17 protein-coding genes and 1 pseudogene are annotated in these 21,344 nt (G+C 61.8%); 6 read left to right on the top strand and 12 right to left on the bottom strand.

Features of this window, described 5'->3' with window-relative positions; all coding sequences use genetic code 11:
- Positions 1-35 precede the first annotated feature (35 nt).
- Positions 36-467, bottom strand: a complete 432-nt coding sequence (locus C8K61_RS02345; RefSeq protein WP_108094888.1) for a VOC family protein — start codon at positions 465-467, stop codon at positions 36-38.
- Positions 468-565: 98 nt separating this feature from the next.
- Here C8K61_RS02345 and gorA point away from each other — a divergent pair, with 98 nt between their 5' ends.
- Together gorA and C8K61_RS02355 are read left to right on the top strand one after the other, a co-directional pair.
- The gene (gene gorA / locus C8K61_RS02350) at positions 566-1,927 is read left to right on the top strand and encodes a glutathione-disulfide reductase (RefSeq protein WP_108094558.1); all 1,362 of its coding nucleotides are present in this window, start codon (positions 566-568) and stop codon (positions 1,925-1,927) included.
- Positions 1,928-1,933: 6 nt separating this feature from the next.
- Positions 1,934-2,560: a trimeric intracellular cation channel family protein gene (locus C8K61_RS02355; protein ID WP_108094889.1), complete on the top strand. Its 627-nt coding sequence runs from the start codon at positions 1,934-1,936 to the stop codon at positions 2,558-2,560.
- Positions 2,561-2,750: 190 nt separating this feature from the next.
- Here the strand turns inward: C8K61_RS02355 and C8K61_RS02360 are convergent, their stop codons facing one another.
- Both C8K61_RS02360 and C8K61_RS02365 read right to left on the bottom strand, forming a co-directional pair.
- Complete coding sequence (locus tag C8K61_RS02360) at positions 2,751-3,170, bottom strand: copper chaperone PCu(A)C (protein WP_108094559.1); 420 nt, start codon at positions 3,168-3,170, stop codon at positions 2,751-2,753.
- A complete protein-coding gene (locus C8K61_RS02365) occupies positions 3,167-5,560 on the bottom strand; it encodes a tetratricopeptide repeat protein (protein WP_108094560.1) in 2,394 nt (797 codons plus the stop codon). Before C8K61_RS02365 ends, C8K61_RS02360 begins: the two co-directional genes overlap by 4 nt.
- Before the next feature lie 256 nt (positions 5,561-5,816).
- Here C8K61_RS02365 and C8K61_RS02375 point away from each other — a divergent pair, with 256 nt between their 5' ends.
- A complete protein-coding gene (locus C8K61_RS02375) occupies positions 5,817-6,992 on the top strand; it encodes an MFS transporter (protein WP_108094562.1) in 1,176 nt (391 codons plus the stop codon).
- A gap of 13 nt (positions 6,993-7,005) precedes the next feature.
- Here C8K61_RS02375 and C8K61_RS02380 read toward each other — a convergent pair whose 3' ends face one another.
- From C8K61_RS02380 to tauA (C8K61_RS02420), 9 genes are all read right to left on the bottom strand, one after another.
- Positions 7,006-8,961 carry an acetoacetate--CoA ligase gene (locus tag C8K61_RS02380; protein WP_108094563.1) on the bottom strand — a complete coding sequence of 652 codons (1,956 nt, stop codon included), beginning with the start codon at positions 8,959-8,961 and terminating at the stop codon, positions 7,006-7,008.
- Positions 8,962-9,110: 149 nt separating this feature from the next.
- Positions 9,111-9,881, bottom strand: a complete 771-nt coding sequence (locus C8K61_RS02385; RefSeq protein ID WP_108094564.1) for a 3-hydroxybutyrate dehydrogenase — start codon at positions 9,879-9,881, stop codon at positions 9,111-9,113.
- Between the two features lie 56 nt (positions 9,882-9,937).
- On the bottom strand, positions 9,938-11,329 hold the full coding sequence (locus tag C8K61_RS02390) for a GntP family permease (RefSeq protein ID WP_108094565.1): 1,392 nt from the start codon (positions 11,327-11,329) through the stop codon (positions 9,938-9,940).
- Positions 11,330-11,451: 122 nt separating this feature from the next.
- On the bottom strand, positions 11,452-12,711 hold the full coding sequence (locus C8K61_RS02395; RefSeq protein WP_108094566.1) for an OprD family porin: 1,260 nt from the start codon (positions 12,709-12,711) through the stop codon (positions 11,452-11,454).
- Between the two features lie 328 nt (positions 12,712-13,039).
- Positions 13,040-13,873 (bottom strand): taurine dioxygenase, encoded by an 834-nt coding sequence (gene tauD, locus C8K61_RS02400; protein ID WP_108094567.1) that lies wholly within the window; start codon positions 13,871-13,873, stop codon positions 13,040-13,042.
- An 81-nt stretch (positions 13,874-13,954) separates the two neighbouring features.
- Complete coding sequence (tauC, locus tag C8K61_RS02405; protein ID WP_108094568.1) at positions 13,955-14,809, bottom strand: taurine ABC transporter permease TauC; 855 nt, start codon at positions 14,807-14,809, stop codon at positions 13,955-13,957.
- The gene (tauB, locus tag C8K61_RS02410) at positions 14,806-15,600 is read right to left on the bottom strand and encodes a taurine ABC transporter ATP-binding subunit (protein ID WP_108094569.1); all 795 of its coding nucleotides are present in this window, start codon (positions 15,598-15,600) and stop codon (positions 14,806-14,808) included. Before tauB ends, tauC begins: the two co-directional genes overlap by 4 nt.
- 108 nt (positions 15,601-15,708) lie before the next feature.
- Positions 15,709-16,683: a taurine ABC transporter substrate-binding protein gene (gene tauA, locus C8K61_RS02415; RefSeq protein ID WP_108094570.1), complete on the bottom strand. Its 975-nt coding sequence runs from the start codon at positions 16,681-16,683 to the stop codon at positions 15,709-15,711.
- Positions 16,684-16,761: 78 nt separating this feature from the next.
- Positions 16,762-17,736 carry a taurine ABC transporter substrate-binding protein gene (tauA, locus tag C8K61_RS02420; RefSeq protein ID WP_108094571.1) on the bottom strand — a complete coding sequence of 325 codons (975 nt, stop codon included), beginning with the start codon at positions 17,734-17,736 and terminating at the stop codon, positions 16,762-16,764.
- A 438-nt stretch (positions 17,737-18,174) separates the two neighbouring features.
- On the opposite strand from tauA (C8K61_RS02420), the gene C8K61_RS02425 reads away from it, so the two are divergent.
- The 3 genes and pseudogenes from C8K61_RS02425 (at position 18,175) to C8K61_RS27150 (ending at position 21,281) form a co-directional block, all read left to right on the top strand.
- Positions 18,175-19,206 carry an OmpA family protein gene (locus tag C8K61_RS02425; RefSeq protein ID WP_108094572.1) on the top strand — a complete coding sequence of 344 codons (1,032 nt, stop codon included), beginning with the start codon at positions 18,175-18,177 and terminating at the stop codon, positions 19,204-19,206.
- A 251-nt stretch (positions 19,207-19,457) separates the two neighbouring features.
- A pseudogene (locus tag C8K61_RS27145) lies at positions 19,458-20,579 on the top strand (monovalent cation:proton antiporter-2 (CPA2) family protein); the annotation flags it as partial.
- Entirely contained in the window at positions 20,571-21,281 is a 711-nt protein-coding gene (locus C8K61_RS27150; protein ID WP_371919962.1) for an NAD-binding protein, read from the top strand. The pseudogene C8K61_RS27145 and the gene C8K61_RS27150, both read left to right, overlap by 9 nt.
- Positions 21,282-21,344: the final 63 nt, after the last annotated feature.

Here is a 21,344-nt window from a genome sequence, read left to right on the forward strand (position 1 = left end):
CGAGTCAGAAAAGAGCCACCTTCGGGTGGCTTTTTTTATGCCTCTTTTCTGCCCTGTGGTGCAGGCGCGCCCGGTCCCAGCGGTTGACCGTAGCTGAACTCGACGTAATTGCCCGCCGGGTCACGCACTCCGCAGTAGTAACCGACCGGGTAGGGCTCATCGCGCGCCGGCCAGATCAGGCAGTCGGCCTGTGCAGCTTGGGCGGCAAGCGCGTCGACCTCGGCGCGGCTGTTGAGGGCGAAGCCAAAATGCCGGTAGTCGTCGCTGGCCAGCTGCACCGCGTGGCCGCCCGGCATCAGTACGAAGATGAATTCATGTTCTTTGCCGGGCTCGGCCATCCAGACGATGCGCGAGCCTTTGCCTTCGCGCTCATGGCAGATGTGCAGGCCACAGAAGTCGCGGTAGAAGGCGATGCAGGCATCCAGGTCGGGCACGTGCAGGGCGATATGGGTGAGGGTGGGGCGCATGTTGAATTCCTCGGCAAACACCCCCATAAGTCTAGGCCGTGGTGGGCGCCATGCGTCGTGCCAGTGCGCTATGCTGGCCGCCAGTTAAGGAGATAAGCATGACTTACGATTTCGACCTGTTCGTGATTGGCGCCGGTTCTGGTGGCGTGCGTGCCGCGCGTTTTGCCGCCGGTTTTGGCGCACGGGTGGCGGTGGCGGAAAGCCGTTACCTAGGTGGCACCTGCGTCAACGTTGGCTGCGTGCCAAAGAAGCTGTTGGTGTATGGCGCCCACTTCGCTGACGAGTTCGAACAGGCCAGCGGCTTTGGCTGGACCCTCGGTGGCAAGCCGGATTTCGACTGGGCCACCCTGATCAGCAACAAGAACCGTGAGATCCAGCGCCTCAACGGCATCTACCGCAACCTCCTGGTAAACAGTGGCGTCACCTTGCTGGAAAGCCACGCCAAGGTGGTCGACCCGCACCATGTCGAGGTCGACGGTAAAACCTACAGCGCCGAACACATTCTGATCGCCACCGGCGGCTGGCCACAGATTCCCGAGATCCCCGGCCACGAACACGCGATCAACTCCAACCAGGCGTTTTTCCTCAAGGAACTGCCCAAGCGCGTGCTGGTGGTTGGCGGTGGTTATATCGCCGTGGAGTTCGCCTCGATCTTCAACGGCCTGGGTGCCGACACCACCTTGCTGTACCGCGGCGAGCTGTTCCTGCGCGGCTTCGATGGTGCGGTGCGCAAGCACCTGAAAGAGGAGCTGAGCAAAAGCGGAATTAACCTGCAATTCAACGCCGATATCGTCCGTATCGACAAACAGGCTGGTGGCAGCCTGCAAGCCACCCTCAAGGATGGCCGCGTGCTGGACACCGACTGCGTGTTCTACGCCACGGGCCGCCGGCCGATGCTGGATAACCTCGGCCTGGAAAACACCAAGGTGGCGCTCGACGAACGCGGGTTTATCGCTGTCGACGATCAGTTCCAAACCGCCGAGCCGTCGATTCTGGCCCTTGGCGATGTCATCGGCCGCGTGCAGCTTACCCCCGTGGCGTTGGCCGAAGGCATGGCCGTGGCGCGCCGCCTGTTCAAGCCCGAGCAGTACCGCCCGGTGGATTACCAGCACATTCCCACCGCCGTGTTCAGCCTGCCGAACATCGGCACCGTCGGACTCACCGAAGAGCAGGCGCGCGACGCCGGGCACAAGGTGGCTATCTTCCAGAGCGACTTCAAACCGATGAAGCTGACCCTCACCAGCAGCCAGGAACGCACGCTGATGAAGCTGGTGGTGGATGTCGACAGCGACAAGGTGCTGGGTTGCCATATGGTTGGCCCGGATGCCGGCGAAATTGTCCAGGGGCTGGCTGTGGCGCTGAAAGCCGGTGCCACCAAGCGCATCTTCGACGACACCCTCGGCGTGCACCCGACGGCGGCGGAAGAGTTCGTCACCATGCGCACGCCCGTCGGTGCCTGATTGAACATCGAGACGCTGTTCTACCTCAGTGACCTGTTCGGCGTGGCGGTGTTTGCCGTCACTGGCGCGCTGATGGCCGGGCGTAATGCCATGGACCTGTTTGGCGTGCTGGTGATCGCTCTGGTTACCGCCCTGGGCGGCGGTACCTTGCGCGACCTGATTCTCGACAACCACCCGGTGAGCTGGATCGGCAACGAGCTGTACCTGGTCGTCGCCTCCCTGGCAGCACTCGGCACCGTGTTGTGGGCGCGTTTTATCAAGCCGCTGCCGGAAAAAGCTCTGCTGATCGCCGATGCCTTTGGCTTAGCGGTGTTTACCGTGATCGGCACTGAAGTTGCCATGCGCCACCAGGTGCCGGTGAGCACGGCGGTGATCATGGGGGTGATGACCGGGGTGGCCGGCGGCGTGTTGCGCGATGTGCTGTGCAACCAGATTCCGCTGATCTTCCAGAAAGAGGTGTACGCAACCGCTTGCATCGCCGGCTCGCTGGTATTCATGGCGCTGCTGCACCTGGGCGCCGGGCATTGGGCCGCCACTGGCGTGGCGATGCTGGTGGTGCTGCTGACGCGGATTGCCGCCATTTATTGGGGGCTGGCGTTGCCGCGGTTTCACTTGCTGGACCGTCGTCGGTAGCGCCAAAAGCATCGCGGCTGAAGCCGCTCCTACGAGAGCATGCATATCCCTGTGGGAGAGGCTTCAGCCTCGATTGGCCGGTCCCGAAAACATCCATGGCTGAGGTTCGCTCAGATCAAAAACATCGCGGCTGAGCCGCTCCCACAATGGACCGGTTACACCTGTAGGAGCGGCTTCAGCCGCGATTCGATCAGTCGCGTTGTTCCTTGAGTGTGACCTCGATTTTCTTCTGCCCAGCCTTCTCGAACTGCAGCATCACAGGCAGCGTTTCACCCACCTGCAACCCTCGTTTCAATCCCACCTCAATATGCGTATGCCCCGGCGCTAAAACCTGCTGGCCCCCCGCCGGAATGCCAATCGACTTCAACGGTTGCACGCTGCTTACCGAGCCCAGTTGCACGGTGGTCAGCAGCTTTACCGAACTGGCCAATGGGCTGCTGGCGCCGATCAGGCGGTCCTGCTCGCTCCCGTCATTGCGCAGGGTCAGATACACCTCCACCTGCTGCGCACCACTGGCCTTGGCCCATGGCTCGATCACCTCCAGCGAACCCGCCGCCATCGCTGTTGAAATGAGCAATAGCGCAGCGACCATCAAGGCAGGGCGGCTCATTTGTTCGGCGCCTGCTGCAGTTCCGGATCGTCCGGGTTCTGTTGTTCCAGCTCGGCTTGCAGCACCTGCACTTTCTGCGGCTGGCCGGCTTCGTGCCAGTAACTGATCAGCGCCATGCGTGCGTTGCGGTTGGCCGGTTGGCGTTTGAGCAGGGCATCGAGCTGGTTGCGCGCTTCTTCCGGCTTGCCCATGTCGTGCAGGGCGATGGCGTAGATGTAGCTGAATTGCGGGTCGTCCGGGGTCAGTTGCGCGGCCTTGGCCAGGGCGGCCAGGGCTTGGTCGCGTTCGCCGGCGCGGATCAGCATCAGGCCCAGGCTGTGTTGCAGCAGGCCGGCTTTGGGGTGTTTGCCGATGGCGTCGTTGAGCAGTTGCAGTGCGGGTCCATGCTGGCCTTGGGCATCGAGCAACTGCGCCAGGCTGACCAGTGCCGGCAGGAAGTCCGGGTTGCGTTGCAAGGCCTCACGCAAGGCCGCCTCCGACAGCCCGCCGCGCCCAGTGTTCTGGTACAGCATGGCCAGGTTCAGGTTGGCTTCGGCACGGTCACGCAGCTCCTGCTGGGCAGCCTCGTATTCGGTAATTGCCGGGCGCCACAGTTTGTCGATGGCGGCGCGTTGCTGGGCCGGGATATTGGCCAGTTGCGACGCGGCGGCCATGCGCACCGCACGCACCGGGTCGCTCAGGCGTGGGGTAAGCAGGCTGATGTATTGCTCGGCGGACCCCATCGCAGCAATCGCATCGATGGCGGCGGTACGCACCTGCGGCTGTGGATTGTTCAAGGCGATCGCGGCCTGTTCCATGGCGCGTTGGCTAGGGTAGGCGGGCAATTGCGCGAGCACCGTGGCGCGGCGGATGGCAGGCAGGTCGGTGCGTGCCAGTTGCTGCATCAGCATGCGTGCGGCGCCGGGCGAGCCGTGGCGGGCGGCGAATATCGCATCGGCATAACCGCCGTCCTGCACCGGGGTGTCGCCGTACCAGATCTTGAATTGCTCGGCGATCTTGCTGCTGGCGCCTTTGTGGCAGGCGGCGCAGGCATCCGGGCTGCCGATCTTGGCCGAGTGGGCGGGGTTGGGAATGCTCAGGCTGTGGTCGTGGCGGTAGTCGTTGACCATGTACAGCTTGCCCGGCATATGGCAATCGACGCACTGCGATCCCTGCTGGCCGAGCTTGTGCTTGGTGTGCTCGGGCGCTTCGTAGTTTTTCGCTTTCAGCCCGGCACCGTCGATACCGGCGCGCGAGGCTTTGCCCGACGGGTTGTGGCATTGCAGGCAGACGCCATTGCCCGGCGCCTTCAGCTGGTTGCTATGGGGGTTGTGGCAGTCGGTGCAGGTCACGCCCTTGGCGAACATTTTGCTCTGGGTGAAGGAACCGTACTCGAACACCTCTTCCTTGATCTTACCGTCGACCTGGTACAAATCGGCGGTCAGGGCCGCCGGCAGGTAGTCATCCATCAGGCGATTTTTGTGGCTGTAGCCATCGCCCAGCGGCGCACGCCGGGCATGGCAGCGACCACAGGTTTCCACCTGGGTGAGGGCATCGATGCTGCGCAGCGCGGTGCCGAAACCTTTGTCTGGCTGCTGCTTGTTGAGGTTCTCGCCTGCGCTCCACTCCAGATGCCGCGACGCGGGGCCGTGGCAGCTCTGGCAGCCGACGCCGAGGTTGTTCCAGGTGCTGTTGAAGCTGTCGGCAGTGGGGCTGAAGTTACGTTTGAAGTCGGTGGTGTGGCACTCCACGCACATGAAGTTGGCGTTCTGCATGGGCTTGCTCCAGTGCAGGTCATCGCGGAAGTCGACCTTCTCGCCGGGGTACATCTCGAACCAGCGCTGCTTTTGCGTATCCCAGGCCACACCCGAGGCTTGCAAACGGCCGCCAGGCATTTCCAGCAGGTATTGCTGCAACGGCTCGATGCCGAAGGTGTAGACCACTTTGAAGTCGGCCAGTTTGCCGTCCGGGCCTGGGGTATTGATCCACCAGGCACCGTCGCGCTGGCTGAAGCGGCTGGTTTCCGCCTCGCCTTTGTAGGTGGTGTTATTGAAGTCGCCACGGATGTTTTCAGCGCTGGCCGGCAACATGGCCATCTGGTGATGGGAGCCGCTCCAGGCCTTGCTTTGCTCGCTGTGGCAGGCCTGGCATTGCTGCTCATCGACAAACGCGGCCGGCGCTTGCTGCGGTTCGCTCTTGGTGGCGGGGGCCGGTGCCACTGTGGTTGGCACCACGGGCGCAGCGCTGTGTTGGCGGTACAGCCAGATGGGCAGGCTGATCAGTAGCACGACGGCAAAAATGATTAGCGGAAGCGGGCGCTTGTGGGGACTGCCAGTGGGCTCTGCGGCCGATGGGGCAGGCGGTGATGCGGGTGGAACGGTGGGCTTGGTGTTTTTCTTGTGCTTCGGCATGCAAACATCCGTTGTTCTGACGAGCGCGTTTCACGGTTGGGTTGCAGCTTCGGCGAGGCGGACGACGGTGTCAAACCAATCTAAGTGCTTTGGCTTTTGTGGGAGGGGCTTCAGCCGCGAGCTGGTGATTTTGAGAGCGTCGCGGCTGAAGCCCCCCCACAAAAGCGCGAATAAATAGCCAGCTAACGAGATTTTCTCGTCCACCAATTTCCCGTACCCTAGCAGGCCTTCCCGCTGTCCCGTGACGAGCCTGCCGATGAGCCCCACCAACCTGACCATGACCCGTGGCATGGTGCTGTTGTTTGCCTTTTGCTGCGGCGTGATCGTCGCCAACATCTACTATTCGCAGCCGATCATCGAGCTGATCGCGCCGGACATTGGCCTGTCCGCCACGGCCGCCAGCCTGATCGTTTCCCTGACCCAGATCGGCTATGCCTTGGGCATGCTGTTTCTGGTGCCACTGGGTGACTTGTTGGAAAACCGCAAGCTGATGATCGTCACTGCGCTGGTCTCGGTGGCGAGTTTGTTGGCAGCGGCCTTCACCACCCAACCCCATGCGTTTTTGCTGGTGTCGCTGATGATCGGCCTCAGCACGGTGTCGGTGCAGATCCTCATCCCGTTGGCCGCGCACCTGGCGCCAGAAGCGTCGCGGGGCCGGGTGGTGGGCGGCATCATGAGTGGCCTGTTGCTGGGCATTCTGCTGGCGCGGCCGCTGTCCAGCCTGATCGCCGACCACCTGGGCTGGCGCGCGGTGTTCATGATCGCGGCAGCGGTAATGAGCGTGATTGTGGTGATCCTGGCGACCACCATGCCCACACGTCAGCCGGACCATAGCGCTACCTACGGCCAGCTGATTCTGTCTCTGGGCAAACTGTTCCAACGCGAGCCTGTGCTGCGCCAACGGGCGCTGATGCAGGGCTGCATGTTCGCCGCCTTCAGCCTGTTCTGGACCGCCGTGCCGCTGGAGCTGGCGCGCAATCATGGCCTGTCGCAAACCCAGATCGCATTGTTTGCCCTGGTTGGCGCGATTGGCGCAGTGGCCGCACCGATTGCCGGGCGCCTGGCCGATGCCGGGCATACGCGAGTGACCACGCGGTTGGCCTTGCTGCTGGCGATTGTGTGTTTTCTGCCGGCGTTTATTCCGCCGACCAATAGCGTGATTGCGCTGGCGCTGACCGGCGTGGTGCTGGATTTCTGCGTGCAGATGAATATGGTCCTCGGCCAGCGCTCTATCTACGCCCTGGATGCCAGCAGCCGTGGTCGGCTGAACGCGTTGTACATGACTGCGATTTTTGTCGGCGGCGCGCTCGGCTCGGCACTGGCCAGCGCCTTGTTCGACCACCTGGGCTGGCTGGGTATCGTGGTGCTAGGCAGCGCGTTTCCGTTGTTGGCCCTAGTGATTTTCCTGCGCGGCGAGCGCAGGTTGGGCTGAGCCCGACGCGGGCCTACTCCTGCAGCTCGGCCAACCCTTCAAACAGCTTCAACGCCTCGGCATTGGCCAGTGCATCGGTGTTTTTCACCGGCTGGCCATGCACCACATTGCGCACCGCCAACTCGACGATCTTGCCGCTGATGGTGCGCGGAATATCGGCCACGGCGATGACCTTGGCCGGCACATGGCGCGAGGTGGTGTTGGCGCGGATCACCTCGCAGATCTGCGCCTTCAACGTCTCGTCCAAGGTCACGCCGTCGCGCAGGCGCACAAACAGCACCACCCGCACATCGCCTTGCCATTGTTGGCCGATGGCGATGGATTCCAGCACCGCTTCGACCTTTTCCACCTGCCGGTAGATTTCTGCTGTGCCGATACGCACGCCGCCGGGATTGAGCACGGCATCGGAGCGGCCATGGATGATCAGGCTGCCGCGCGGTGTCTCCTCGGCGTAGTCGCCATGGGCCCAGACGCCGGGGAAAGTGTCGAAGTAAGCGGCCTTGAATTTCTCCCCTTCCGGATCATTCCAGAAGCCCACCGGCATGCTCGGAAAATGCTTGCTGCAGACCAGTTCGCCTTTCTCGCCAATCACTGCCTGGCCGGCGTCGTTCCACACCTCGACCGCCATGCCCAGGCCCTTGCATTGCAACTCGCCGCGGTACACCGGCAGCACCGGATTGCCGAGGGCGAAGCAGGAGACGATATCGGTGCCGCCGGAGATCGACGACAGGCAGGCGTCGGTTTTGAACGCGCGGTAGACGAACTCGAAGCTCTCATGGGATAGCGGTGAACCGGTGGACAGAATGCCTTTCAGCGCACTCAGTCTATGGCTCTCATTCGGTACCACGCCGGCCTTTTCCAAGGCCGCAAGAAACTTGGCGCTGGTGCCGAACAGGCTGATGTTTTCGGCATCGATCATGTCCATCAGCCGCTGCGGCCCGGGCTGAAATGGCGAACCATCGAACAGCACCAGGGTGGCGCCCAGGGCCAGGCCGGAGACCAGCCAGTTCCACATCATCCAGCCGCAGGTGGTGTAGTAGAAGAGCGTGTCATTGGCCGTCAGGTCGGTGTGCAGGCCGTGTTCTTTCAGGTGCTGCAGCAGCACGCCGCCGGTGCCATGGACGATGCATTTGGGCACCCCGGTGGTGCCGCTCGAATAGAGGATGTACAGCGGGTGGTCGAAGCTCACGGGGGTGAACTGCGGTTCACCGCCGGGCTGGAAAAACTCGCTCCACAGGGCGACGGCGGCAGTGCTCTGATAGTCCTCCACGCGCGCCTCGGGCCGCGAGTAGGGAACCACCACCAACTGCTGCAAGGTGGGCATCTGCGCCAGAATTTCATTGAGCTTGGCGGTCTGGTCATTGTTGCTGCCGGCATAGCGGTAACCGCCAGCCGCGATCAGCACCTTGGGCTCGATCTGGCCGAAGCGATCGATCACTCCCTGGGTACCAAAGTCCGGCGAGCAGGAGGACCAGGTCGCTCCCAGGCTGGTGGTCGCCAGCATGCCCACCACGGTCTGCCAGGTATTGGGCATCATCGCCGCCACCCGGTCGCCCTGGCCAACCCCGATCTGGGCCAATGCCTTCTGCAAGCCGGCCACCTGGGCGGCGAGCTCGCGGTAGGTAAGCACCTCGCGGCTGCCGTCCTCACCGATTGCCACCAGGGCCGGGTGGTCGTCGCGGCGGCGCAGTAAATGCTCGGCGAAGTTCAGCCGCGAACCCGGAAACCAGCGCGCGCTGGGCATCTGTACGCCTTCCTCCAGCACGGTCGTGGGCGCCGTGCTGAAACGTACTTCGAAGAAGTCGACGATGGCCTGCCAGAACCCCTCGCGGTCCTTCACACTCCAGGCATGCAGCTGTGGGTAGTCCGCTAACGCCAGCCCATGGCGCTGATTGACGGTGCGCCGGAAGGCGTCCATCTGGGTGGCGGCGATGCGGCTGGCGGAAGGGGTCCAAAGCGGCTGGGGCATGGCGAAATCCTGGGCGGGGCTTGGCGTGATTGTAGGAGGGGCAAAGGTGGACGTCACCGTTGTGACGTCGACGCTTCAAGCTCGGTTCCTTCTAAAAATCAGCATGTGCCACAAACCCTGGTGCGCGCAGCACACCAGCTCTTGATGGTTTATCTGGCCAACCACCCGCCATCCATATTCCATGCCGCACCACGCACCTGCACGGCTGCATCACTGCACAGGAACAGCGCCAGTTCGCCCAGTTGCTCAGGCGTGACGAAGTCCAGCGAGGGCTGTTTCTCTGCGAGCAAATCATGCCGCGCCTGTTGTGCGTCGCCGGTGGCTTGGGCGCGGTCGTCGATCTGTTTTTGCACCAGTGGCGTCAGCACCCAGCCGGGGCAGATGGCGTTGCAGGTAACCCCCGTGGTGGCGGTTTCCAGGGCCACGCTTTTGGTCAGGCCGACCAGACCGTGTTTGGCCGCGACATACGCGCTTTTACCCGCAGACGCCGCCAGGCCATGGGCCGAGGCGATGTTGATGATCCGCCCCCAGTTGCGCGTGCGCATGCCGGGCAGGGTCAGGCGGGTGGTGTGGAAGGCGGAGGTGAGGTTGATGGCGATGATCGCGTCCCAACGTTCCACCGGGAATTCTTCCACCGGCGCCACGTACTGGATGCCAGCGTTGTTGACGAGGATGTCGACGCCGCCGAATTCGCGTTCGGCGTAGGCGATCAGGTCTTCGATTTCTGCGACCTTGGAAACGTCGGCAGGATGATGGCCGACCTTGCCGCCAAACGCCGCCACTTCATCGATGGCCGCCTTGGCATCGCCAAAGCCATTGAGCACCAGGTTGGCGCCGGCTTTGGCCAACACCAGGGCAATGCCCAGACCGATGCCGCTGGTGGAGCCGGTGACCAGTGCGGTTTTGCCTTGCAAACTCATACATTTCTCCTTGGGGAAGGCGAGCCAACGGGCCCGCCAGGCCTTGGTTAACGCGGTTAAACGATGCCAGTAGCGTAGAAGGTGCCGATCACCACGAACACCGCCAGTGTCTTGATCAGGGTGATGCCGAAAATGTCTTTATAGGCTTCACGGTGAGTCAGGCCCGTCACCGCCAGCAGGGTGATCACCGCGCCGTTGTGCGGCAGGGTGTCCATGCCGCCGCTGGCCATGGCGGCTACGCGGTGCAGCACTTCCAGGGGAATGTTGGCGGCGTTGGCGGCCTCGATAAAGGTGTGCGACATGGCTGCCAGTGCAATGCTCATACCGCCCGAAGCGGAACCGGTGATGCCCGCCAGCAGGGTGACAGTGACGGCTTCATTGACCAGCGGGTTGGGGATGGTTTTCAGTGCATCGGCCAGCACCAGGAAGCCTGGCAGCGAGGCGATTACCGCGCCAAAGCCATATTCCGAGGCGGTATTCATCGACGCCAGCAAGGCGCCGCCAACGGCGGTTTTGGTGCCTTCGGCGAGCTTGGACTTGATCGCCCGGAAGCCACAGATCAACACCAGTAAAATACCCAGCAGCAGCGCCGCCTGTACCGCCCAGATGCCAGTCAGTTTGGCCACTTCACTGGTTACCGGTTGGGCCATGCCGGCCAGTTGCAGGGTGTGGGTCTTGCCGTAGATTTCCGGAATCCACCGGGTGAACAGCAGGTTGGCGATGCCCACCAGAAGCAGCGGCGACAGCGCCAACCATGGGTTGGGCAGGGCAATGTCTTCAGCGGTTTCCGGCTCGTTGCGAAGCTCTGTGCCGTATCCCTCACCCGCGGCCTTGGCTTTGCGCAGCTGGCGGCGCAGGTAGAACATACCGGCGGTAAATACGAACACGGTGCCGACCAGACCAAGCCACGGTGCCGCCCAGGAGGTGGTGCCGAAGAAGGTGGTGGGGATGATGTTTTGAATCTGCGGGGTGCCGGGCAGGGCGTCCATGGTGAAGCTGAAGGCGCCGAGGGCGATGGTGGCCGGAATCAGGCGCTTGGGAATATCGCTTTGGCGGAACATCTCGGCGGCAAACGGATACACCGCAAACACCACCACGAACAGCGACACGCCGCCGTAGGTCAGTAGCGCGCAGACCAGCACGATCACCAGCATCGCCTGGCGCGTGCCGAGCAAACGGATGGCCGCCGCGACAATCGAGCGCGAGAAACCCGACAACTCGATCAGCTTGCCGAACACCGCGCCGAGCAGAAACACCGGGAAGTAGAGTTTGACGAAGCCGACCATTTTTTCCATGAACACGCCGGTGAAGGCGGGCGCCACGGCGGAGGGGTCGGTAAGCAATACCGCTCCCAGCGCGGCAATCGGCGCAAACAGAATGACGCTGTAGCCGCGGTAGGCTGCGAGCATCAACAGGGCTAGAGCGGCGAGGGCGATGATCACACTCATGAAGCGATCTCCTGATTCCGGGCGGGATCGCCGCCCGGTGTTTTGTTCTTATTTGGTGGTGAAGCTGTGTTTTATGGAGTAGCGAAGCGGCGATTTGATTCGCCGCTTTTTTCACTGAGCAGCTACCACAGCGCCAGGCTGTAACTGACGATCAGGCGGTTTTCGTCCAGGTCATTACCGAAATTGGTCGAGCGTACGGTCGCGTTGCGCCATTTCACCCCGAGGTTTTTCAGCGGGCCGTCCTGAATCACGTAGGCGATGTCGGTGTTGCGCTCCCACTCCTTGCCTTCGCTGCCGTTGGCCAGGCTGATGTTGTCGCCGCTCAGGTAGCGGGTCATGAAGGTCAGCCCCGGCACGCCGATGCTGGCGAAGTTGTAATCGTAGCGCGCTTGCCAGGAGCGCTCGTCGGCGTTGGCGAAATCGCCGATCTGCACGAAGTTGACCAGGAATGCGTCGGTGCCGCCGATGTAGGCGAAGCCGGTGTCGCCGCTCATTTTCTGGTAGCCCAGGCCAAACGCATGGCCGCCCAGGCTGTAGGTGAACAGGGCGCCGAGGGCACGGTTGTCGACGTTGCTGCGGCCATCGTCCTCTGAGCGGCCGTAGCGCAGGTCGGTCTTCAGCGCCTGGCCGGTGGTGATCGGCAGCAGGTAGGTGAGGTTGACCAGGTGCTGGTCATACAGGTTGTCGAGCTTGCCGTAGTTGTAGCCGGTGGTGAGTTGGTCGTTCCATTTGTAGCTGGCGCCGGCAAAGTCGAATTCGTCGCTGGTGGTGCTGGCGACTATGCGGCGGGCGCTGCCAGTGGTGACGGTCATGTCTTCGCTGTTGGACGAGTCGCGAATGCTCACCTGGGTCAGGCGCCCGGCATCCAGGGTCAGGCCGGCGAACTCGGTAGAGTTCAGGTGCGCGCCCTGGAATGTTTGCGGTAGCAGGCGTGAGTCGTTGGCCAGGGTGGTGGGCAGCTTGGGCAGCAGGGTGCCGACTTTGAGCACGCTGCTGGAGGCCTTGAACTTGGCGGTCAGGCCGAGCTCGCTGTAGTCGTCCGCCGCTTCCCGTGGCGCGCTACGGCCACGGGGCAGAAGGCCGGAGCCGGCGCGGTCGGGGCTGGAGTCGAGCTTGAGTCCGAGCAGGCCGATGGCGTCGACACCTAAGCCAATGGTGCCGGCGGTGTAGCCCGACTCGTAACGAAGCAGAAAGCCTTGCGCCCATTCGTCCTGCTTGGACTGGGCGGCGCCGTCTTGGCGGAAATCACGGTTGAAATAGAAATTGCGCAGTTCGAGGTTGGCTTTGCTGTCTTTGACGAAGTCGGCCTGGGCCGCCGTGGAAAAGCAGAAGCCGGTGCTGAGGGTAGCGAACATGACGGCCTGGCTGAGCGAGTGGCTCATGGGGATCTCCAGCATATTGTTGTTGTTTTTTGAGTGCGGTCTGTGCCGCGCTGGGAGCTATAGCGAGATGCGTGCCATTTATGTAACTAGTTGATATTTAAGGTGTTTGTTTTTATTTTCTGCGGACGTTGATGAGGGGCGTCTCAGAATTGAGACGGGAAGGCAGGAGGAAGAGGGGAAAGGCTTGGTAAAGCAGTGTCTATTTTTTGAGAGTGTGTCTATTTTTTGAGATTTTATGGGGGCGGGTCTGGCCAGATCGCGGCTAACGCCCCCTCCCACAAGGCACCTCGGTACTGTGGGAGGGGCTTTAGCCGCGATGCATGTGATCTTAAAACGGCTTGTCACCCAGAATCGTGGCGCGTTGCATGACGCGGCGGGCCGGGCGGTAGTCGTCGACGGCGTAGTGTTGGGTCACGCGATTGTCCCAGAAGGCCACGTCGTTTTCCTGCCAGCGCCAGCGCACGAAAAATTCCGGTTTGGTTGCATGGGCAAACAGGAAGGTCAGCAGCGCCTGGCTTTCTGCCGGCTCCAGCTCGTTGATCTTGCTGGTGAAGCCTTCGCTGACGAACAACGCCTTGCGCCCACTGACTGGGTGGGTGCGTACCACCGGGTGCGATTGCGGCGGGTGCTTGCGTCGGGTTTCGTCCCAGCGTGCGTAGTCTTGCGGGGTGCTGCCGTAGCGCTCGAGGGGGAACGAGCGAGTGAAATCGTGGGTAGCAGTGAGGCCGTTTAGCAGGCCTTGCAAGGGCGCAGACAGGGCGTCATAGGCAGCAATGCCGCTGGCCCACAAGGTGTCGCCGCCTTTGGCCGGCAGCAGCTTGGCGCTGAGCACGGCGCCCATCGCCGGTTCCGGCAGGAAGGTGACGTCGGTGTGCCAGATGGCGTTGTCACGCACGTCGGTCACCGCCGTGTCGAGAATCAGCACTTCCGGCTGCTCCGGCACGTTGGGGTAGATCGGGTGAATGTGCAGGTCGCCAAAACTCGCGGCAAAACGTGCTTGCTGCTGCGGCGTGATCGGCTGGTTGCGGAAGAACAGCACCTGATGGTCCAGCAGGGCGTGTTCGATTGCTGCCCGGTTGGTGTTGCTCAGCGGTTCGCTAAGGGTGATGCCTTCAACCTGGGCGCCAAGGGCGGAACTCAAAGGGGTGATGTGCAGGCTCATGGTCGTTCTCGTACGTGGCAGTGGATGCAGCGCAAAGGGAGGTGAATGCGCGCCGGTCGTGGCCGGCGCGTCATGGAAAAACTAGTGGGACTGGCCGTGCCAAGGGACCAGACGGCGTTGTAAGGCACGCAAGCTCATCTCCAGCGCAAAGGCGATAACGGCGATCACCAGAATCCCGAGAATCACCACATCGGTGACCAGAAACTGCGCCGCCGACTGCACCATAAAACCCAGGCCGCTGGTGGCCGCGATCAGCTCGGCCGCCACCAGGGTCGACCAGCCCACGCCCAGGCCAATGCGCACACCAGTGAGGATATCGGGCAGGGCGCTGGGCAAAATTACATGGCGAATCAACTGGCCGCGGCTGGCCCCCAACGACTGCGCTGCGCGCAATTTCGCCGGGTCGACAGTGCGCACGCCGGTGGCGGTGGCAATGGCGATGGGGGCGAAGATCGCCAGGTAGATCAGCAGCACCTTGGACAGCTCGCCGATACCGCACCAGATCACGATCAGCGGCAGGTAGGCCAGTGGTGGGATCGGCCGGTAGAACTCGATCAGCGGGTCGAGAATGCCCTGGGCAACACGGTTGCGGCCGATGGCGATACCCACCGGAATGGCCGTCAACACGGCCAACAGCAAGCCCAGGCCAATACGCCCGAGGCTGGCGCCCAGGTGCTGCCAGAGGGTGGATTCCATATAGCCGCTGGTGGCCAGCAACCAGCCTTTTTGCAGCACGGCCGAGGGCGGCGGCAGGAACAGCGGTTCGATCAGGCCGTAGGCAGTGACCGCCCACCAGATCAGCACCAGCGCGGTCAGGGTCAGGACGCTGATCAGGCGGGTGCTGAGGGCAGGGCGCGCGCCCTTGGCAGTCGGCAATACATCCAGGGTATTGGTGGCGGTTTTGCCTGTGTTCAGGCTGGCTTCATAGCTGCTCATACACGGGCCTCCGCTTGGATCGCCAGACGTTGGGAGAACACCTGCGCCAACACGTGCTCGCGGGTTTCGATAAAGCGTGGGTCGGACTTGATCGCCCGAGCCGGTTCGCCAGCGGCATACCGCTGGCCGAAGTCCAGCTGCAGGCGCTCGACGATCTGCCCAGGATTAGGGGCCAGCAGCACCAGGTCGGTGGCGAGAAACACCGCTTCTTCGATGTCGTGGGTAATCAGAAATACCGGCTTGGCGCTGCGTTGCCACACCTGTAGCAGCAGCTCTTGCATCTGTTCGCGGGTAAACGCATCCAGCGCGCCGAAGGGTTCGTCCATCAGCAGCACCCGCGGGTCGGCGGCCAGCGCGCGGGCCAGGCCAACACGCTGTTTCTGCCCACCGGAGAGTTGCCAGACCTGGCGCTGCTCGAAGCCAGCGAGGTCAACCAGAGCGAGCATCTCGCGCGCTTTGGCTTCGCGCTGCGCACGCGCCACGCCGGCCAGTTGCAGGCCGAAGGCGACGTTATCCAGCACGTTCTGCCAAGGCAGCAGGGCGTCGTCCTGAAACACCACACCGCGCTCGGCACTTGGGCCTTGCACAGGCACGCCGTCGAGGGTGATGCGCCCGCTGCTGGGGGCGACGAAGCCGGCGATCAGGTTGAGCAGCGAGGTCTTGCCGCTGCCCGACGGGCCGAGGGCCACCAGCAATTGCTGCGGCCCCAGGCTCAGGGTGATGTCGGCCAGTACCGGTGCAGTGCTGCCCGGGTACTGTGCGCTGATGCGCTCCAGTTCTAACAAGGCCATTTTGGTTATCTCGCTCTGGTTGAGTGCCACACACTTTTTGTGGGAGAGGCTTCAGCCTCGATTGCCTTTTGCAGGAATCGAGGCTGAAGCCTCTCCCACCGTCACGATTTACTGAACGAACTTGCTGCTCACATACGGCGAGTAATCCGCCAGCACGCCATCGGCCTTGCCCTGTTCCTTGAGGAATACGGCAGTGGAGGCGATGTCTTTGGCGGTCTGGCCATTGAGCAGGGTTTTCTGTTCGGCGCTTTCCGGGAAGGTCGAACCGGCCAGCAGTTCCGGTACGTCGGCGGCGTTGGCGCCGGTCAACTTGGCGATTTCCTTGACCTGCTCGGAGTCGGCAGTCCAGGCGGATTTGTTGGCGTTGTAGGCGGTGTAGGCATCGATGCTGACCTTGGCGAACTGGGCCAGTACCTCAGGATGCTTGTCGGCGAAATCCTTGCGCGCCACCCACACTTCGAAGGTCGGCGCACCCCAGGTGCCCACTTCAGCGGCATCGGTGAGCACCTTGCCGTCTTTCTTGATTTCACCCAGGGCTGGCGACCAGACAAAGGCACCGTCGATATCGCCGCGCTTCCAGGCCGCGGTGATCTGCGCCGGGTTGAGGTTGACCACCTTCACTTTGCTGGGGTCGATGTTCCAGTGCTTGAGCGCGCCCAGCAGGCTGTAGTGCGAGGTGGACACGAACGGCGTGGCAATGGTTTTGCCGATCAGGTCTTCGGGTTTTTCAATCTTGCTGCCTTTGCGCACCACCAGAGCTTCGGCCGAGTTGATTTGCGCGGCGACCACGAAGGTCACGATCGGCAGGCCACGGGTAGCGGCGGCGGCGAGTGGGCTGGAACCGAGGTTGCCAATCTGCACATCGCCGGAGGCAATCGCGGTAACCACTTCGGCTCCGCTGTTGAACCTACGCCAGTCGAGTTTTTCGCCGATGGCTTTTTCATAACCGCCATTGGCCTGCGGCACTTTGCTCGGGTCGATACCGGTCTGGTAGCCAATGATGATGTCTTGCGCCTGGGCGCTGAGGCTCAGGCCAGCGACCACCAGGGTGGTCAGCAAGCGGCGGGAAAAGGACGGGCTCATGGTCGTGCTCCAACGGAGTAACCCTGATGGCGCTTGCCACCAGGGTTTGAGGTTCAAATCGGCTTATTTGGCGGCTTGTTATTTGACGAACTTGTTGCTGACGTACGGCGAGTAGTCCGCCAGCACCGCGTCGACCTTGCCTTGTTCCTTGAGGAAACCGGCGGTGTTGGTGATGGCCTTGGTGGTCGGTTCGCCCAGCGCAGTGACCTGGTCACCTGCCAGCGGAAACACATTGCCTTCCAGCAGCACTGGAACGTCTTCAGCTTTGGCGCCGGAAAGCTTTACGACCTTGGCCACGTTGTCTTTGTCGGCCAGCCAGGCTTTCGGGTCTTTGCGGTAAGCGGCGTAGGCGTCGAGGGTGGTTTTGGCGAAAGCGCTGACGATTTCCGGGTGTTTTTCGGCGAAGTCTTTGCGCACGATCCAGGCGTCGAAGGTCGGCGCGCCGAGCTTGCTCAGCTCACCCGAGGTGATCAGCACTTTGCCGGTTTCTTTGGCTTTGCCCAGGGCTGGATCCCACACGTAGGTGGCGTCGATATCGCCACGCTGCCAGGCAGCAATGATGGCCGGTGGTGCCAGGTTAACGATCTCGACTTTCTTCGGATCGATGTTCCAATGCTTGAGGGCGGCGAGCAGGCTGTAGTGGCCGGTGGAAACGAATGGCACGGCGACTTTTTTGCCGATCAGGTCTTGCGGGGAATTGATGCCGGAGCCGTTACGGGCTACCAGGGCTTCGGCGGCGCCGATCTGAGTGGCGATCAAAAAGGTTTCTACCGGCAACTGACGAGTGGCTGCGGCAGCCAGGGGGCTGGAACCGACGTAACCGATCTGTACATCGCCGGACGCTACGGCGGTGATCACTTCGGCGCCGCTGTCGAATTTGCGCCAGTCGATTTTGCTGTTGCTGGCTTTTTCATAGGCGCCATCGGCCTGGGCTACTTTGGCCGGGTCGACGGTTGTTTGGTAGGCAACGGTGAAGTCGGCAGCTTGGGTGCTGATGGCAAAGCCACTGAAGGCCAACGCTGCCAGCAGGCGGAGCGGGGTGAGCGCTTTCATTTTTATACTCCTCAACGGGCTCCGCAGCGCGCAGTTGAGCGGGCGGACCACTGGACGGTAACTAAGAAGGAAACGATGTCCGGTGGTCCGGTGAAGGAGAGAATAATGGTTCTAAGAACTTTGAAATAAATACTATTTGGTTATTAGCTTAGGCGTGAGCTCACCCTGTAGGAGCGGCTTCAGCCGCGAGCTTTTTGAGCAAAAGCATCGAAGCTGAAGCCGCTCCTACAAGAGATCGCTAGGCAAAGAATTTATTTGTTGAACCGAAATAAACACCCCGATATCTCAGTTGAGCAAGCTAGAGGCCACGGCTGGCCTTGGGCCAGCTCGGAAAAATTTGTTTGACTGGGTTAGCGGCGGTGGACTTTCTCTACTACGTTGTCCTAGTCGATTAATCGCATCGTTAATCTGCGCACAATCTATATGGGGAATTTACGGATGAAATTGCAAAACACCTTAGGCGTTGTAATCGGTTCGCTGATCGCCGCCAGCTCTTTCCAAGCGTTGGCTCAAGGCCAAGGTGCGGTTGAGATTGAAGGCTTTGCCAAAAAGGAATACTTCGACAGCCAGCGTGATTTCAAAAACGACGGCAACCTGTTCGGGGGCTCCATTGGCTACTTCCTCACTGACGACGTAGAGCTGCGACTGGCCTACGACGAAGTCCACAATGCCGTCACTCAAGATGGCCAGAACGTCAAAGGCGCCAACGCCGCCCTCGACGCGCTGTTCCACTTCAACGCCCCGGGCGACACCCTGCGTCCTTACCTCTCGGCCGGTTTCTCCGACCAGAGCATCGACCAGAACGGCAGCAACAGCCGTAACCGCTCCACCTTCGCCAACGTCGGCGGCGGTGCCAAGCTGTACTTCACCGATAACTTCTACGCCCGTGCTGGTGTTGAAGCTCAATACAACATCGACCAGGGCGACACCGAGTGGGCGCCAAGCGTCGGTATCGGCGTTAACTTCGGCGGTGGCAAGAAAGCCGAACCCGCTCCTGCTCCAGCGCCAGAAGTGTGCTCGGACAGCGACAACGATGGTGTCTGCGACAACGTAGACAAGTGCCCGGATACCGCGGCTAACGTGACCGTCGATGCCGATGGTTGCCCAGCGGTGGCCGAAGTGGTTCGCGTTGAACTGGACGTGAAATTCGACTTCGACAAATCCAAAGTCAAAGAAGAAAGCTATGGCGACATCAAAAACCTGGCTGACTTCATGCAACAGTACCCATCTACTTCCACCACTGTTGAAGGTCACACTGACTCCGTGGGTACCGACGCTTACAACCAGAAACTCTCCGAGCGCCGTGCCAACGCCGTGCGTGACGTGCTGGTCAACCAGTACGGTGTAGGTGGCGAGCGTGTTAACGCAGTGGGCTATGGCGAATCCAAACCGGTAGCGGACAACGCCACCGAAGCGGGCCGCGCTGTAAACCGTCGCGTAGAAGCAGAAGTGGAAGCTCAGGCCAAGTAATTAGCCTGATGCCCCAAAAAAACCCGGCCTCGGCCGGGTTTTTTTATGCCTGCTCGAGTGGCGCCTAGGCCGTGTAGGCGCGAGCTTGCTCGCGAAGCTTTCGGGCTCGCTGCCCTGTTTAACTGCTTCGCCAGCAAGCGGGCTGCCACATAAGCCAGCCGGATCATTGCCATGTGCGCACATGTCACCATGCAACCGATGCGGTTTTTACCGATAATCCTCGGCCAATCAAGCGCAATGGAGCACGGGCAATGGAGCATGGCGATAGTTTTCTGCAGTCAGGAGTGGTTTTCCTGCTGGCCGCCGTGCTGGTAGTGCCGCTGGCCAAACGTCTGCAGCTGGGCTCGGTGCTGGGTTATCTGCTCGCCGGCGTACTGATCGGCCCCTCGGTGCTCGGCCTGATTGGCGACCCGCAGAGCGTCGCGCAGATCTCCGAGCTGGGCGTGGTCTTGTTGCTATTCATCATCGGCCTGGAGCTGTCTCCGCGGCGCCTGTGGGTGATGCGCAAATCGGTGTTCGGCGTCGGTTTGGTGCAAGTGCTGGTCAGCGCGCTGATCATCGGCGGCATTGCCTACACGGTGTTCGATCAGGCCTGGAACAGCGCGGTTGTTCTCGGTCTGGGCCTGGCGCTGTCGTCTACCGCCTTTGGCTTGCAGATTCTCGCCGAGCGCAAGGAACTGAACAAACCCCACGGGCGCCTGGCGTTCGCCATTCTGTTGTTTCAGGACATCGCCGCGATCCCATTGATCGCCCTGATCCCCATGCTTGGCAGCGCCCACCAGGGCACCTCGGCCGGCGATGAAGTCGGGCAACTGGCCAAGATCGTCATCAGCATCGCCATTGTCGTGATTGGCGGGCGTTACCTGTTGCGTCCGGTGTTTCGCGTGGTGGCGAAAACCGGCCTGCGTGAGGTGTCGACGGCTACCGCGCTGCTGGTGGTATTGGGCACCGCATGGCTGATGGAACTGGCGGGTATTTCCATGGCTCTTGGCGCTTTCCTCGCTGGCCTGCTGCTGGCCGATTCCGAATACCGGCATGAACTGGAAGCACAGATCGAGCCGTTCAAAGGTTTGCTGCTCGGCTTGTTCTTTATGAGCGTGGGCATGACCGCCGACTTCGCGCTGCTGATGGGCGAGCCTTGGTTGGTGCTCGGTTTCACCGCGATCCTGATCTGCGCCAAGTTGCCGCTTTTGTATGCGGTAGGGCGCTGGATGGGTGAACTGGACAAACGCTCGGCGCTGTCCCTGGCGGTGGTGCTGGCCGCTGGCGGCGAGTTCGCCTTTGTGGTGTTCAATATGGCCCATCAACACGGCTTGTTCAGCGACCGTTTGCTGGGCCTGGTGGTGCTGTCGATCACCCTGTCGATGGCGGTCACGCCCTTGCTGCTACTGGCGGTGGGCAAACTGTTCAAACCGCAGCCGGTAGCCGAGCGCGAGCCGCCAGATGAATACCGCCAGTTCAACGCCGATGCGCCGCGGGTGGTTATTGCCGGCATGGGGCGAATGGGCCAGATCGTCGCCCGTGTGCTGCGCGCCCAGCGGGTGCCGTTTGTGGCCCTGGACACCTCGGTGGAAAGCGTCGAGCAGCAACGCAACCTTGGCAGTATGTCGATCTTCTACGGCGACCCCCTGCGTCCGGAAATCCTGCATGCCGCCCATGTCGACAAGGCCGAGCTGTTTATCGTCGCCACTGACAACCCGGAAACCAACATCGAAACCGCCCGCCTGGTGCGCAAGCTGTACCCGCACATCAAAGTCATCGCCCGTGCCCGAAACCGCCAACATGTGCACCATTTGATGGACCTGGAGGCCACCGCGGTGCGTGAGACCTTCCATTCCAGTCTGGAAATGGGTCGTTTGATCCTGCTGCAGCTGGGGCTCAGTAAAGATCAGGCCGAAGCGCGCATCCGCCGCTTCCGCCACCACGACGAAGAGGTGTTGCGCCAACAGCACCTGGTCTACAACGATGCCGCCGCCGTGATTCAGACCGCCCGTGAGGCGCGAATGGAACTGGATCGTCTGTTTGAAGCAGACGTGATCGAAGAGCGCGCCGCGATTCGCACCGATTTGCCGTGATCAAAATCATCGCGGCTAAAGCCCCTCCCACAGGTACCTTCGATTCTTTGTGGGAGGGGCTTT

This window comes from Pseudomonas sp. GV071, assembly GCF_003050835.1.
In the GTDB taxonomy this organism is placed as follows: domain Bacteria; phylum Pseudomonadota; class Gammaproteobacteria; order Pseudomonadales; family Pseudomonadaceae; genus Aquipseudomonas.

Bases quoted from the DNA above. Each gene is read 5' to 3' on its own strand.
- C8K61_RS02375 (WP_108094562.1), top strand. From the start codon at position 5,817: ATGAGCCCCACCAACCTGACCATGACCCGTGGCATGGTGCTGTTGTTT.
- tauD (WP_108094567.1), bottom strand. From the start codon at position 13,873: ATGAGCCTGCACATCACCCCTTTGAGTTCCGCCCTTGGCGCCCAGGTT.
- C8K61_RS02380 (WP_108094563.1), bottom strand. From the start codon at position 8,961: ATGCCCCAGCCGCTTTGGACCCCTTCCGCCAGCCGCATCGCCGCCACC.
- tauC (WP_108094568.1), bottom strand. From the start codon at position 14,809: ATGAGCAGCTATGAAGCCAGCCTGAACACAGGCAAAACCGCCACCAAT.
- C8K61_RS27150 (WP_371919962.1), top strand. From the start codon at position 20,571: ATGGCGGTCACGCCCTTGCTGCTACTGGCGGTGGGCAAACTGTTCAAA.
- C8K61_RS02395 (WP_108094566.1), bottom strand. From the start codon at position 12,711: ATGAGCCACTCGCTCAGCCAGGCCGTCATGTTCGCTACCCTCAGCACC.
- tauA (WP_108094570.1), bottom strand. From the start codon at position 16,683: ATGAGCCCGTCCTTTTCCCGCCGCTTGCTGACCACCCTGGTGGTCGCT.
- tauA (WP_108094571.1), bottom strand. From the start codon at position 17,736: ATGAAAGCGCTCACCCCGCTCCGCCTGCTGGCAGCGTTGGCCTTCAGT.
- C8K61_RS02425 (WP_108094572.1), top strand. From the start codon at position 18,175: ATGAAATTGCAAAACACCTTAGGCGTTGTAATCGGTTCGCTGATCGCC.
- C8K61_RS02390 (WP_108094565.1), bottom strand. From the start codon at position 11,329: ATGAGTGTGATCATCGCCCTCGCCGCTCTAGCCCTGTTGATGCTCGCA.
- gorA (WP_108094558.1), top strand. From the start codon at position 566: ATGACTTACGATTTCGACCTGTTCGTGATTGGCGCCGGTTCTGGTGGC.
- C8K61_RS02360 (WP_108094559.1), bottom strand. From the start codon at position 3,170: ATGAGCCGCCCTGCCTTGATGGTCGCTGCGCTATTGCTCATTTCAACA.
- C8K61_RS02385 (WP_108094564.1), bottom strand. From the start codon at position 9,881: ATGAGTTTGCAAGGCAAAACCGCACTGGTCACCGGCTCCACCAGCGGC.
- tauB (WP_108094569.1), bottom strand. From the start codon at position 15,600: ATGGCCTTGTTAGAACTGGAGCGCATCAGCGCACAGTACCCGGGCAGC.
- C8K61_RS02345 (WP_108094888.1), bottom strand. From the start codon at position 467: ATGCGCCCCACCCTCACCCATATCGCCCTGCACGTGCCCGACCTGGAT.
- C8K61_RS02365 (WP_108094560.1), bottom strand. From the start codon at position 5,560: ATGCCGAAGCACAAGAAAAACACCAAGCCCACCGTTCCACCCGCATCA.